12 protein-coding genes are annotated in these 13,256 nt (G+C 48.5%); 8 read left to right on the top strand and 4 right to left on the bottom strand.

What is annotated here, in order from left to right; all coding sequences use genetic code 11:
• Positions 1 to 7 precede the first annotated feature (7 nt).
• The gene (locus BM318_RS11925) at positions 8 to 874 is read left to right on the top strand and encodes a hydroxymethylglutaryl-CoA lyase (RefSeq protein ID WP_092982816.1); all 867 of its coding nucleotides are present in this window, start codon (positions 8 to 10) and stop codon (positions 872 to 874) included.
• 52 nt (positions 875 to 926) lie between these two features.
• Here BM318_RS11925 and BM318_RS11920 read toward each other — a convergent pair whose 3' ends face one another.
• Positions 927 to 3,188 (bottom strand): TonB-dependent receptor family protein, encoded by a 2,262-nt coding sequence (locus tag BM318_RS11920; RefSeq protein ID WP_092982815.1) that lies wholly within the window; start codon positions 3,186 to 3,188, stop codon positions 927 to 929.
• 246 nt (positions 3,189 to 3,434) lie between these two features.
• Here BM318_RS11920 and guaB point away from each other — a divergent pair, with 246 nt between their 5' ends.
• Complete coding sequence (guaB, locus tag BM318_RS11915) at positions 3,435 to 4,907, top strand: IMP dehydrogenase (protein WP_092982814.1); 1,473 nt, start codon at positions 3,435 to 3,437, stop codon at positions 4,905 to 4,907.
• Positions 4,908 to 4,945: 38 nt separating this feature from the next.
• Here the strand turns inward: guaB and BM318_RS11910 are convergent, their stop codons facing one another.
• Both BM318_RS11910 and lysA read right to left on the bottom strand, forming a co-directional pair.
• Positions 4,946 to 5,464, bottom strand: coding sequence for a thioredoxin family protein (locus BM318_RS11910; protein ID WP_092982813.1), 519 nt, complete (start codon positions 5,462 to 5,464; stop codon positions 4,946 to 4,948).
• 54 nt (positions 5,465 to 5,518) lie between these two features.
• Entirely contained in the window at positions 5,519 to 6,823 is a 1,305-nt protein-coding gene (gene lysA, locus BM318_RS11905; protein WP_092982812.1) for a diaminopimelate decarboxylase, read from the bottom strand.
• Positions 6,824 to 6,970: 147 nt separating this feature from the next.
• On the opposite strand from lysA, the gene BM318_RS11900 reads away from it, so the two are divergent.
• The 6 genes from BM318_RS11900 to BM318_RS11875 all read left to right on the top strand — a co-directional run bounded on the left by BM318_RS11900 (position 6,971) and on the right by BM318_RS11875 (position 11,114).
• Positions 6,971 to 7,612 carry an LON peptidase substrate-binding domain-containing protein gene (locus BM318_RS11900; protein ID WP_092982811.1) on the top strand — a complete coding sequence of 214 codons (642 nt, stop codon included), beginning with the start codon at positions 6,971 to 6,973 and terminating at the stop codon, positions 7,610 to 7,612.
• A 153-nt stretch (positions 7,613 to 7,765) separates the two neighbouring features.
• Positions 7,766 to 8,959, top strand: coding sequence for an ADP-forming succinate--CoA ligase subunit beta (gene sucC, locus BM318_RS11895; protein ID WP_092983521.1), 1,194 nt, complete (start codon positions 7,766 to 7,768; stop codon positions 8,957 to 8,959).
• Positions 8,960 to 9,159: 200 nt separating this feature from the next.
• Positions 9,160 to 9,498, top strand: a complete 339-nt coding sequence (locus BM318_RS11890) for a hypothetical protein (protein WP_092982810.1) — start codon at positions 9,160 to 9,162, stop codon at positions 9,496 to 9,498.
• Positions 9,499 to 9,672: 174 nt separating this feature from the next.
• On the top strand, positions 9,673 to 10,017 hold the full coding sequence (locus BM318_RS11885; protein ID WP_092982809.1) for a hypothetical protein: 345 nt from the start codon (positions 9,673 to 9,675) through the stop codon (positions 10,015 to 10,017).
• Between the two features lie 125 nt (positions 10,018 to 10,142).
• Positions 10,143 to 10,568, top strand: a complete 426-nt coding sequence (locus BM318_RS11880; RefSeq protein ID WP_245759824.1) for a TerB family tellurite resistance protein — start codon at positions 10,143 to 10,145, stop codon at positions 10,566 to 10,568.
• Between the two features lie 117 nt (positions 10,569 to 10,685).
• On the top strand, positions 10,686 to 11,114 hold the full coding sequence (locus tag BM318_RS11875; RefSeq protein WP_092982807.1) for an Hsp20/alpha crystallin family protein: 429 nt from the start codon (positions 10,686 to 10,688) through the stop codon (positions 11,112 to 11,114).
• A gap of 128 nt (positions 11,115 to 11,242) precedes the next feature.
• Here the strand turns inward: BM318_RS11875 and uvrB are convergent, their stop codons facing one another.
• Positions 11,243 to 13,231, bottom strand: coding sequence for an excinuclease ABC subunit UvrB (gene uvrB / locus BM318_RS11870; RefSeq protein ID WP_092982806.1), 1,989 nt, complete (start codon positions 13,229 to 13,231; stop codon positions 11,243 to 11,245).
• Positions 13,232 to 13,256 lie beyond the last annotated feature (25 nt).

Here is a 13,256-nt window from a genome sequence, read left to right as displayed (position 1 = left end):
CTTCCCAATGGCAGAGAAAGTCAAAATCATTGAATGTCCGCGGGATGCCATGCAGGGGATCAAGATGCAGATTCCCACTGTAGAAAAAGCGCGGTACCTGCAGGCGTTGCTTGGTTGTGATTTTGACACCCTCGACTTCGGGAGTTTTGTTTCCCCCAGAGCCATTCCTCAGATGGCAGATACTGCCGAAGTATTGAACAAACTGGACCTGAGCCGAACTTCCACCAAATTACTGGCCATTGTAGCCAACCTCAGAGGGGCTCAGGCCGCGGTGGGCTTTCCGCAAATTAAGTACCTGGGATATCCTTTTTCCATTTCTGAGAACTTCCAGATGCGGAATACGCACAAGACTATTGACCAGTCCGTGGAAGTACTTAAAAACATCTTGGAACTAGCCAATGCACATGACAAGGAAGTGGTCGTTTATATTTCCATGGGGTTCGGGAATCCCTATGGCGATCCCTGGAGTCCGGAGATTGTGTCGGAATGGACCCATAAATTGGTGGGTATGGGTGTTCGTATTTTATCCCTCTCCGATACGGTGGGAACGTCCACAGAAGCCACGATTTATCCTTTGTTCAACACGCTTATACCTGAGCATCCTGAGGTGGAATTCGGAGCCCACCTGCATACACATCCCAGTAGCTGGCACGAAAAGGTCGACGCTGCGTATCGCGGTGGCTGCCGTCGTTTCGACGGAGCGGTACAGGGATTTGGAGGATGTCCTATGGCCAAGGACGACCTTACCGGGAATATGCCTACCGAAAAAATGCTCTCTTATTTTACTTCCCAAAAGGCCGAAACCGGGGTGCGCTGGATGGCTTTTGAAGCTGCCTACAACAAGGCTTCCGAACTCTTTGGCAAATACGCTTAGCAAAACCCGCTGCACCTGAACCCCGGCTGTTAAAATCCAAACCAAACGATCACTAATACCTCAGGGCTATTCCGGCATAGATCCCAAACGGATGACCTGGTCGCAATCCGGCTGGGACACGGGCAACGGCATAGGTTTCATCGAGCAGGTTAATGACATTGGCCGTAAGGCTGATGTGTTCGTTCAGGAGGTATTTTCCACCAAAATCCAGCACGAAATTACTGGCGACTTCTTCGTCGGAAGGAATGGGGCCGCTTCCTGCCTGCGTTCTGAAAGCCCCTGCATACCGCGCATTGAAGTTCAAGGCATAACGATCGTGTTCGAAGCTGATCCCCGCATTCCATTGATGGCGGGAAATATAGGGCAATTCATCGCCCGCTGCCACTTCTCCCCAGAGGTCCTCATCACTACCAAAGGCGTTCTGAAATTCGGTGTCCGTAAAGGTATAGGCAAAGGTGATGGGCAAGCGGTATTTGGAATTGTTTGCCAGTAAATCGTAATTCAGCAATAACTCCAGCCCGCCGACATTAACTTCACCGGCATTGAACTGGTCCAGGGATCCGGTACCCCCGGTTGCGGCTAAATCGCTTCCCAACAAGTTGCTGTAGTCGTTGAAAAAGGCTACCACCTCTCCACTTAAGCCACCGAATCCGAAACGGGTACCCAACTCATAATTGATACTTTCTTCCGGAACCTGTCCTTCCTGATTTCCGGGAGGAGAAAATCCTTTATGGATTCCCCCGAACACAGAAAGTCTTTCAAAGTTATAATTGAATCCGACGCCAGGGATAAAGACATCGACACGGTTTTCCCGCTCGCTGAGGTTTGCGCCGGTTCGCTCCGGATCGCTGCTTCCATAATTCACCCTTCCCAATCGGATGTTCTCATAACGGACTCCGGGGCTCAGGGTTAAATTACCGGTTTTAATTTTGTACATGGCGAAAGTGGCCAGGGCCGTAGCGTCGCTGATTCGGTTGGCGTCGGTTCCGGGAATACCCGCTGTGGTCAGGTTCATCACGCCATCGACCAGGGCATAGTCGTCGACCCACTGAAAGCGATCCTCTTCGTCATAGTGATAGCGTATCCCCACTTCAACATCGTGAAAGGTTTTTTCACCTGCCCAGTGCAGATCGAGCTTGGTCTGTACCCCGGTGCTCAGATATTCGCGGTTATTGTTTTTTAAAGCAAGCGCATCATTCGGGCTATCGACATCGCCGCGAACCACATCGTAAAAGGCCGGAAAAGCTGCGGGATCCTCCAGGATGGATGCAATCCCGACGCGCTCCCCATTAAGGGTCAGGTCATTGAGCTTGTACCAGTTTCGCTTGAAATTGTTTCGGTATGCCGTGGTTGTGATCCGGAAATACTGGCTAAAATCCAGAACGTGGGTGAGGGCAATCTGGCTGTGTTCGGTTTCCATCAGGTCCTCGGCCGAAGAGGCATACCTGCGGAAAGGATCGGCCTCAAAATCCTCTTGACTCAGCCCTAAATAGGTTTCATCCGAACTTTCATCAGAATACTGCAATTTAAGCTCCAGGGCTTGTTTGGTTTTACCGTCGGGATTAATGTTCAGGCGAAACTTGGCCACAAGGTCGTTCTTATCAAAGCCGGTGTCTCCGCCGTTGTCCAGGTTTTTAAAACCGTTGGAATTATAGTTGAGGTATTCTACAGAATACCCAAAATACTTTCGGCTATCCCCCAGTTGGGTATGGAGCCTGCTGCTTTGAAAACTACCATAACTCGCATTGAGCATAGCCCCGAATTGATCGGGAACCTCGGTGGTGATCATGTTAATTGCACCTCCGGTAGTGTAGGGGCCAAATTGTACCTGGCTGCTTCCCTTCAGGATTTCAACGGCCTGCATCCGGGCGATAGTGGGGAAGTAATAGGCCGCCGGGGCACTGTAGGGAGCCGGGGCAATGAGTACACCATCCTCCATTACGGTGATTTTGGCGCTGCGTTCCGGAGAGGTGCCTCGCAGACTTATGTTTGGGCGTAATCCAAAGCCGTCTTCTTCGTAAACGTTAACCCCGGGGACAGCGCGCAGGGTACGCGTCACGTCGGTATAGTTAAAGCGTTGGATCTCTTCAGGACTGATATAATAGGAGGAACCGGTGCGGTTTTTCGCTTCGAATTTGCTTCCGAAAATTACCTTGGCTTCCAAAACAACCTCATTGAGATTGACGACGGGCAGGGGTGGAAGGGAGTCTTTGTCCTGTGCCTGTATGGCTTGAGAAGAAAGCAGGTATATAAACGCCAGTGAAAGGAAGATAGCAGTTTGCAGACGGGTCAGTTTGTTGGAAGGGAACGGCATTAGGCTTGCTGTAATTAAGACTGAATAAAAATAAAATCGACCCCGCAAAACTATGTGCTCCTGATGCGATATCCAAGTTTATTTAGAATAATTAAAAATAAATTCACCTAAGGGATTGGTTTCGTTAGCATTGGAGTGGAACACTTTTTTCCCGTCGGTGACCTTACGTTAATTTTAAGGCGGCTCATGGAGCATGCTGCCAAGAATTTATGTAGTATATTTGCACGCAATTAAGCTCTAATTGCCATGGAAGCTCACAGCGCCAAGATCATGGGAGAAGGCCTGACCTACGACGACGTTCTGCTCGTCCCGGCCTATTCAGAAGTCCTCCCGCGTGAAGTAGATATCACGACCCGATTTACCCGAAACATTCGAATTAATATTCCCATCGTATCCGCTGCCATGGATACGGTTACCGAATCGCGTATGGCCATAGCCATAGCCCGGGAAGGAGGAATTGGGGTGCTGCACAAAAACATGACTATTGCTGAGCAGGCCGGAAAGGTAAGACGGGTTAAGCGGGCCGAGAGCGGGATGATTCTGGATCCGGTTACCTTGCCCAAAACGGCATTGGTTCGGGATGCCAAGGCAGGAATGCGCGAGCACAGTATTGGGGGTATCCCAATTGTGGACGACCACGGTCACCTGATTGGGATTGTTACCAATCGGGACCTTAGGTTCGAACGCAACGACGACCGCCCTATTTCAGAGGTTATGACTTCAGAAAACCTCGTAACCACCGGGGAGGGGACTTCGCTTTCCGAAGCTGAAGACATTCTTCAGGCCAATAAAATTGAAAAACTTCCGGTTGTCAATAAGGACAACAAGCTGGTTGGGCTCATTACCTTCAGGGACATTACCAAGCTTACCCAAAAACCCATTGCGAACAAGGACAAGTTCGGGAGGTTGCGCGTAGCCGCTGCCCTTGGCGTAACGGCCGATGCCCTGGAACGCACGGCAGCGCTGGTCAACGCCGGCGTGGATGCTGTGGTTATCGATACGGCCCATGGACATACCAAAGGGGTAGTGGGCGTGCTCAAGGAAGTTAAAAAGGCCCATCCTGATCTCGAGGTTATTGTGGGTAATATCGCTACAGCCGAGGCCGCGAAATACCTGGTCGAGGCCGGGGCGGATGCCGTTAAAGTAGGAATCGGACCGGGTTCTATTTGTACTACCCGGGTAGTTGCTGGTGTAGGGTTTCCACAGTTTTCCGCAGTCCTGGAAGTGGCCAACGCCCTTAAAGGCAGCGGGGTTCCCGTTATCGCCGACGGCGGGATTCGGTATACGGGAGATATTCCAAAGGCGCTCGCAGCTGGAGCAGACACCGTTATGCTGGGTTCACTCCTGGCAGGGACTAAGGAATCTCCTGGTGAAACCATCATCTACGAAGGAAGGAAATTTAAGTCCTACCGGGGAATGGGTTCAGTGGAAGCCATGAAGCAGGGAAGTAAGGATCGTTATTTCCAGGATGTGGAAGACGATATCAAAAAGCTGGTCCCGGAAGGTATCGTTGGACGGGTGCCCTACAAAGGAGATCTCTATGAGAGTATCCATCAATTTGTCGGAGGCCTGCGTGCCGGGATGGGGTATTGCGGGGCGAAAGATATCGAGACTTTAAAGGAAACAGCCCGATTTGTGAAGATTACGGCCAGTGGAATTAATGAGAGCCATCCACACGATGTGACTATTACCAAAGAATCTCCGAACTACAGCAGATAGTCCGAGTTTCAGCAATTTAAACTAGGATAGCAGCCGGATTATTTACTCTGGCTATAGGATTGCCAGTCCTGATCTTTGTAGATATTATTGCCGAAGTACTGGGCAATCTTCAAAAAGGCGTCTGGTTTTTGATAACCCGGAACAGGCGAAAGCATTTTCAGGTTTTCATCCAGAAAAACAACCGTAGGGTAGCTCAGTCTGCCCTGCAGTAGGGCGGCGGCCAATTCGTGGTAACCGCGCCGTCCCTGAGGGACAAAATTATAGGTCTTCCCATTAAATTCAATCGGTTCTTTTTGCTCGCCATCCAATTTAACCATGTAGAAATTGGCATTCATATAGGCGGCTACTTCAGGATTCTGGAAGGTGTCGGCATCCATTCGCTTGCACCAACCGCACCAATCGGTGTAAACATCAATAAATACCTTCTTGGGATCACTGTCCGATTGGGCCTTGGCCACAGCCTCGTCCCAGCTCAACCAGTCTACTTCCTGAGCCTGCATGGAAGTACCGACCAGGAGGAATAAAATGAGTCCTAAAAAGTGTATTTTTTTTGTCATAACCAATTGCCTAATGGATTGGAGGCGAATATTAGTACGCAACTCCATAAAATCCTAACGTTCGGCAGCTGATTTTATTTTAAGGTTTCCCTTGGGCCGATTGCCATTTGTTTGCTGTGCGCCTCCTACGGGTGCTGCAGGTTTTGCCTCAAATAAATCGGGAACTTCGACTTGCCCTCGTAACAAATCCTCAAAGGTCTCCCGCTCGCGAATCAAATGGGCTTTTCCATCCAACCACAATACTTCCGCGGGTCTGTATCGCGAATTGTAATTGCTGGCCATGGTAAAGCAGTACGCCCCTGCATTGCGGAAGCACAGGATATCTCCTTCTGAGATTTCCCGGATCCGCCGGTTGCTGCCAAAGGTGTCTGTTTCACAAATATACCCAACAACGGAGTAATACCGCTCCTTTCCTTCCGGGTTGGAGAGGTTATGAATCTCGTGTTGGGAGCCATAGAGCATCGGGCGGATCAGGTGGTTGAATCCTGAATCGATACCTGCAAAGACGGTGGAAGTAGTTTGCTTGACCACGTTAACCCGGGCCAGGAAATACCCCGCTTCGCTTACGAGAAACTTCCCGGGCTCAAAGGAGAGCGTCAGCGGTCGACCGTACTCCTCGCAGAATGCGTTAAAACGTCCGCCGAGTTTCTGACCCAGTTCCCCTACATTTGTTTGGATATCGTTCTCTTTGTAGGGTACCTTAAATCCGCTTCCGAAATCAATAAATTCCAGCTCCTTGAAGTGCTTAGCGGTATCGAAAAGGATTTCAGAGGCATAGAGGAATACATCGATATCGAGGATATCACTTCCCGTGTGCATGTGGATACCATTGACATGCATCCCGGTGAGTTCAACAATTCTTAGCAAATGCGGAATCTGATGGATACTAATCCCAAATTTTGAATCGATATGGCCCACGGAAATATTGGAATTTCCACCAGCCATAACATGCGGATTAATACGTATGCAAACAGGAGTTTTTGGATGCAAATGCCCGAACTGCTCCAATATAGAGAGGTTGTCGATATTGATCTGGACCCCAAGGGCAGCAGCCTGCTCAATTTCTTCCAGACTTACTCCATTGGGCGTGTAGATAATGTCTTCCGGATTAAAACCTGCCCGCAGGCCCAATTGTACTTCCTGAATCGACACGGTGTCCAGGCCGCTCCCCAGGCTTTTTAAATAACGCAGGACGGAGAGGTTCGAAAGCGCTTTTGCGGCGTAGTTTAGTTTTAAACGGGGTACACTGCTAAAGGCTTCGGTCAGGCGGTTGTATTGCGACTGGATTTTACCAGCATCATAGACATAAACAGGGGCTCCAAACTCTTGGGCAATGTCCAGCAATTGTTGATTTTCCATGGTGCATTATTTTCTCCAAAGCTATGACACTGGGCTGGAATCGACGAATATTTTATTAGAAATATTAATTTTAAAACAAATTGTTGTATAAATAACAATTACATTCCGCTTGTCCTTTTCCCCGGTGCTTCGTAGCTTAGAACTACTATGAATTTACCGCTTTTCCCACTACGTACAGTATTTTTTCCAGGAGAAACCGTACCCCTGCATATTTTCGAGCCCAGGTACAAAGCCCTTATTGAAGATTGCCATCGGGAATCCCAGACTTTTGGGATACCTGTTTTTATCGACAATACATTGAGCTATGGGACAGAAGTTCAGCTTGCCCGGGTAGTCAATACCTACGCAGATGGTTCCAGGGATGTGGTTTGCGCGGCGCGCCAGGTGTTTCGTTTAAAGAGCTTTGAGTCCTTGTGGTCTGGAAAACCCTATCCCGGTGGGGAAGTGGAGTTTCTCGATCAAATCCGGGATTCCGACCCGGAACTAAAGCAACGCGTTATAACCGGTATACAGGATCTATATAAGCTCATGGATCTTACTCATGAACCCATAGATCCGGATCGTTTCAACAGTTTTACCCTGGCCCATAAAATTGGCCTGAGTATGCGTCAGGAATTTGACTTACTCCGAATGACCTCTGAGGCGATGCGCCTGCAATTTATCAATGATCACCTGCAACAAACGGCTGAGGTGCTGTCTCAACTTAATGCTACCCGGGAACGCATTGAAATGAATGGCCATTTTCGCAATTACGATCCGCTCGACTTTGAGGATTTTAAATTGGAATAGACCTCGGGAATACGGCAAAAACGGCCATTTTTCAGCTTTTTGGAAAAGGCGTTCTCGATTAGGGGATGTGCTTCTCGTTCCCTATTTTTGTACTCGAAATATTCCACCTGTACCGGGCGTAATCCGGCCAGTATCAAACTAGAATTAACCGATATGAATCTACACGAATACCAAGGAAAACAGATTTTAGAAAGCTTTGGAGTCCGCATTCAGCGCGGCCTGGTCGCGCACAATGCCAAGGAAGCCGTCGATGCTGCTAAGCAACTTACGCAGGAAACGGGTACCAGTTGGCATGTAATCAAGGCACAGGTTCATGCGGGAGGTCGCGGAAAAGGCGGTGGCGTGAAGCTGGCTAAAAACCTGAAAGAGGTAGAGGAAATCGCCGGGCAAATCATCGGGATGAATCTCGTAACCCCGCAGACTTCCGCGGAAGGTAAAAAGGTTCACCAGGTTCTTATTGCGGAGGATGTGTATTACCCGGGTCCCTCGGAGACCAGTGAATTTTACATGTCTGTATTACTGAATCGGGCCACTGCGCGGGTGATGATTATGTACTCGACAGAAGGGGGAATGGATATTGAAGAGGTCGCCGAGAAAACGCCTCACCTGATCTTTACGGAAGAAGTTGATCCGGCCACCGGTTTGTTGCCCTTCCAGGCGCGTAAAATCGCATTTAACCTGGGGTTGTCAGGAACCGCTTTCAAAGAGATGAGCAAGTTCGTTACTGCGCTTTACAAGGCCTACGAACAAAGCGATGCAAGCCTTTTTGAAATCAATCCGGTCCTGAAGACTTCAGACGATAAAATTATGGCGGTCGATGCCAAGGTAACCCTGGACGACAATGCCTTGTATCGCCGGAAATCATACGCCGAAATGCGCGATTTGAGGGAGGAGAACCCCATTGAAGTAGAAGCGCGGGCGGTAGGCTTAAATTACGTTGATTTAGATGGTAATGTGGGATGTATGGTGAATGGAGCCGGGCTGGCTATGGCCACCATGGACTTGATTAAGATGGCTGGGGGAGAACCTGCCAACTTCCTCGATGTCGGAGGTACTGCAGACGCCAAGCGGGTAGAAGAAGCCTTTCGCATTATCCTCAAAGACGAGAACGTTCAGGCGATCCTGATCAATATTTTCGGAGGTATTGTTCGATGTGATCGGGTAGCTCAAGGAGTGGTGGATGCCTACAAAAACATGGGAGACGCTATTAAAGTGCCGATCATTGTGCGATTGCAGGGTACCAACGCGGAACTCGCTAAGGAGATTCTGGACAATTCCGGCCTCGCGGTACACTCGGCCGTACAGTTTCAGGAGGCAGCCGACAAAGTAAAAGAAGTTCTGGCGTAAATTTTTTCTAATCCAGATTTTGGAATAAGGGTCATACCTAAAAGGTATGGCCCTTTTTTATTTATCCTATCGGCTGACCAGATTAATTAATTGTTAAAGCAACATACTGCCTGTAACAATCTGTGAGCTCACCTCGTCTGTTAAATAGAATCATCATTCATCAATCAGTTTTCAATCAAAACAATCAAAATCAAAAAGTCATGAGAAAAACATCAATCGTTTTAGCTGTTGCTTTATTCTTTGGGTTAAGCGCTACCGCAATTGCCGCACCCACCGTAGAAGAGAATCCCAGAACCTCATTCCTGAAACAAATTCAGTTCTTGTTAAACCAAAACGATATTTCCCCCGATGCAGGAACCCTCACCGCGAAAGTCTTATTTACATTCGATGATGAAAATCGTATTGAGGTAATCGCTGTTGAGAGCGGGCATGAAGATCTTGCGGCGTTTATCAATTCCCAGATGGACGGCCGAAAGGTATTCGTAGACGAATCCCTGCAGGGAAAACGCTATGTCCTGCCCTTGAGAATTACAAATTAATTCGTCGTTTCGCGCATTAGCTATTGCAGCCTCCTCAACCGGGAGGCTGTTTTATTGAAGCATTCCCAAAAATTAAAATACTGTTAAATACTGAAATCCTTGTAACATTGACTTTCTGGACTCGTCTTTTAAACAGTACAAACATTCATCATCAATCATTTAACAATCTTAGTCATGAAAAAATCACTTGTATTATCTCTAGCAGCCGCCGCGTTTTTATCAGTAAATGCCTTTGCGGCTGATTCGCCTGCAGTCAAAGGTCCGGAAGGCAAAAAAATTGCTCAGAAAATCGGAGACCTGTTGGATAACAACAACATTGTGCTCGAAGAAAACCAGGAGGTCAGCGCTTCGGTTAAGTTTATGGTAAACGAAAACGGAGAAATCGTTGTGCTTTCGGTACGCACTGGAGATGAAGTAGTGGAAAGCTTTGTAAAGGCCCGCCTGAATTATCAGGAAATTTCTGTAGAAGGTCTTGAGCGTGGTAAAACGTACGAAGTACCTGTTCGGTTTACCAGCTAATCGCGCTTCCAAATATTTCCCGCTACCCGAGGGCAGCGGGCAAGCCCCGGCAGTGTATGCCGGGGTTTTTTGTTGGTGATTTTGGAGGGGCTGCAACATACGAAACAGTAGCTTTTTAGAGTTCTATGTATAGAATCTGGCCAACCAGCATGAATACGTATCGGGAAAAATTGGGAATTTTATCTGAAATGATTGCATTTGCGCGATCTGATGCGGGTATAAAGGAATCCGAACACACTTTTCTCTTAGGGGTTAGTCGGATGTTGGGAATCGATCAAAACGATTTCAGGGCTTTACTGGACGAAGGAGTAAACCCCCGGCAACCCAAAACCCAAATGGAACGTATCCTCCAGTTCCACAGACTCTTGTTATTGATGAACATCGATCAGGAACAGCATCCTGAGGAAATTCGTCAACTGCATAATATCGGGCTCCACATGGGCTTGCGACCTTCAGCAGTACAGGAGGTCCTCGCAGCCATGCATCGCTATCCCGACTTGATCATTCCTCCGAGGGAATTGATCGATATCTTCCGGAAACACGAGAATTAACGCCAAAATGGCACTTTTTAAGCGTATATTACTGTCTAAATGACAGTTTTCTGCTATGGTACGGACTTTGACTACTATAGGTCAAAGCGTAAAAACAATTTTTAAAACAATAGTATTATGAACTTGATTCGCAGACACAACGGATTATTCCCAAGTCTTTTGAACGACGTTTTAACCCCGGATTGGTTCGGGGGCATGGACCAGAGCAACTTTGCCTTTCCGGCCGTAAATATCCGGGAGGAGGAAACTGGATTTACCCTGGAACTCGCAATTCCTGGGAGAGAGAAAGAAGATTTCAACATTGAGGTAGATCACGATGTGCTCACGATTTCCATGGAAGTGAAGGATAAGGAGGAAACCAAAGAGAATGGATATACCCGAAGGGAATTCCGATATGGCAGCTTCAAGCGTGCCTTTACCCTTCCGGAAACCGTAAATGCCGATGCGATTGAAGCGAATTATGAGGCTGGCATCCTGAGATTTAGCCTTCCCAAGAAGGAGGAAGCCCTGCCTAAGCCGAAACGTCTGATCGAGATCGGCAAGTAAAAATTTGTAATTGGAAAAAGGATTTCCGTACAAAGAATTATAGGTGCCCTCCTAACGGGCCCTGTGATGGTTGGTTTGTTTAGTTGGTTAGTTAGGGAGCGCCCTCTGCGATAGCGGAGGGCGTTTTTTTATTCCTGGTTTTGTAAAACCTTGATTTCGTCTCGCAGCTTGGCCGCCATCATAAAGTCGAGGTCTTTGGCCGCTTTCTCCATGGCCTTGCGTTTGGTCCGAATCATATCTTCCCGCTGCGCCTCGGTAAGATAAGCCGGATCGGGTTCCTGGGCGGCGAGCTCTTTCTTTTCGAAATGGAATGTCGAAACCGAGTTTTTGGCCAGCGCATTATCCAGGCTTTTGGACAGCGCCTTCGGTACAATTCCGTGCTTTTTGTTATAAGCTAATTGCTTCTCCCGCCGGTAATTGGTCTCATCAATGGTCTTCTGCATGCTGTCTGTAATCGTATCGGCATACATGATGGCTTTTCCATTGAGGTGGCGGGCCGCACGCCCGACTGTTTGGGTCAGGGAGCGATTACTCCTTAAAAATCCTTCTTTATCTGCATCGATAATGGCCACCAGGCTTACTTCCGGCAAGTCCAGTCCTTCCCGCAGGAGGTTTACCCCGACCAGCACATCAAAAATTCCCTTGCGCAAGTCCTGCATGATTTCCACCCGCTCCAACGTATCTACATCGCTGTGGATATAGCGACAGCGAATATCGATCCGAGTTAGGTACTTGGTCAGTTCCTCGGCCATGCGCTTGGTCAAGGTGGTTACCAGGGTACGCTCATCGAGTTGTACGCGGGTTTGTATTTCCTCCACCAAATCGTCTACCTGGTTCTTACTCGGACGTATCTCAATCACGGGATCGAGCAGTCCGGTTGGCCGGATTACCTGTTCCACATAGATTCCACCGCTCTCTTGCAATTCGTAGTCTGCAGGGGTAGCACTCACATAGATGACCTGGTTTTGAAGGGCTTCAAATTCCTCGAATTTCAAGGGGCGGTTATCCATGGCTGCAGGCAGGCGGAAGCCGTACTCCACTAAATTTTCCTTCCGCGAACGGTCTCCACCAAACATGGCGTGGACCTGGGGAATGGTAACATGGCTTTCATCTACGATCATCAGATAATCGTCCGGGAAATAGTCGAGCAGGCAAAAAGGACGTGTTCCGGGTTCCCTGCCGTCCAGGTATCTGGAGTAGTTTTCAATTCCCGAGCAATAGCCCAGTTCCCGAATCATTTCCAGATCAAAATTCGTTCGTTCCTCAAGGCGTTTCGCCTCCAGTGGCTTTCCGATTTCTTTGAAGTAATCGATTTGCTTTACCAGATCGTCCTGGATCTGGTGGATGGCATTTTGCAGGATATCCGGGGAGGTAACAAACATATTGGCCGGATACAGGGTCAATACGTCAAACTGTTCCAAAACCGTATTGTTGAAAGGATCAAAGGCCTCGATCTCTTCGATTTCGTCCCCGAAGAAGTGGATGCGATAGGCGTGGTCGGCATAGCTCGGAAAAACATCCACGACATCCCCTTTTACGCGGAAGTTTCCATTTTTAAAATCGGCCGTAGTCCTGGAGTACAGGGATTGGACCAAAAGGTGCAGCAATTTGGTGCGGGCAATCACCTGGTCCTTTTCCAGGCGGATGACATTTTTCTTGAATTCAATGGGGTTACCGATCCCATAAAGACAGGATACTGAGGCCACCACGAGAACATCCCTTCGGCCGGAGAGCAGGGAGGAAGTCGTACTCAACCGCAACTTTTCGATATCCTCATTAATCGACAGGTCTTTCTCGATATACAACCCGCTGGTCGGGATGTAGGCTTCAGGCTGGTAGTAGTCGTAATACGACACAAAATATTCCACCGCATTGTCGGGAAAGAACATTTTAAATTCCGAATACAACTGTGCTGCCAGGGTCTTGTTATGGGCCAGAACCAGGGTGGGCCGCTGCACGGATTCCACCACGTTAGCCACAGTAAAGGTTTTACCCGAACCCGTGACCCCGAGCAGGGTTTGGGCGGTATCTCCTTCCCGGATACCTTCACTCAATTGACGGATGGCTTCGGGTTGATCCCCGGTTGGTGAAAACTCTGAAACGACCTTGAATTTCATACCCTAAAAATACGAAAGCCCTATG

It is taken from the genome of Robiginitalea myxolifaciens (assembly GCF_900115205.1).
GTDB lineage: Bacteria > Bacteroidota > Bacteroidia > Flavobacteriales > Flavobacteriaceae > Robiginitalea > Robiginitalea myxolifaciens.
Note: the sequence above shows the minus strand (reverse complement) of the source record. Positions and strands in the feature narration are given on the sequence as shown.

Coding starts and splice junctions, on each gene's coding strand:
- BM318_RS11900 (WP_092982811.1), top strand. CDS start 6,971: ATGAATTTACCGCTTTTCCCACTACGTACAGTATTTTTTCCAGGAGAA.
- BM318_RS11920 (WP_092982815.1), bottom strand. CDS start 3,188: ATGCCGTTCCCTTCCAACAAACTGACCCGTCTGCAAACTGCTATCTTC.
- BM318_RS11925 (WP_092982816.1), top strand. CDS start 8: ATGGCAGAGAAAGTCAAAATCATTGAATGTCCGCGGGATGCCATGCAG.
- BM318_RS11880 (WP_245759824.1), top strand. CDS start 10,143: ATGTATAGAATCTGGCCAACCAGCATGAATACGTATCGGGAAAAATTG.
- BM318_RS11885 (WP_092982809.1), top strand. CDS start 9,673: ATGAAAAAATCACTTGTATTATCTCTAGCAGCCGCCGCGTTTTTATCA.
- uvrB (WP_092982806.1), bottom strand. CDS start 13,231: ATGAAATTCAAGGTCGTTTCAGAGTTTTCACCAACCGGGGATCAACCC.
- BM318_RS11910 (WP_092982813.1), bottom strand. CDS start 5,464: ATGACAAAAAAAATACACTTTTTAGGACTCATTTTATTCCTCCTGGTC.
- lysA (WP_092982812.1), bottom strand. CDS start 6,823: ATGGAAAATCAACAATTGCTGGACATTGCCCAAGAGTTTGGAGCCCCT.
- sucC (WP_092983521.1), top strand. CDS start 7,766: ATGAATCTACACGAATACCAAGGAAAACAGATTTTAGAAAGCTTTGGA.
- BM318_RS11890 (WP_092982810.1), top strand. CDS start 9,160: ATGAGAAAAACATCAATCGTTTTAGCTGTTGCTTTATTCTTTGGGTTA.
- BM318_RS11875 (WP_092982807.1), top strand. CDS start 10,686: ATGAACTTGATTCGCAGACACAACGGATTATTCCCAAGTCTTTTGAAC.
- guaB (WP_092982814.1), top strand. CDS start 3,435: ATGGAAGCTCACAGCGCCAAGATCATGGGAGAAGGCCTGACCTACGAC.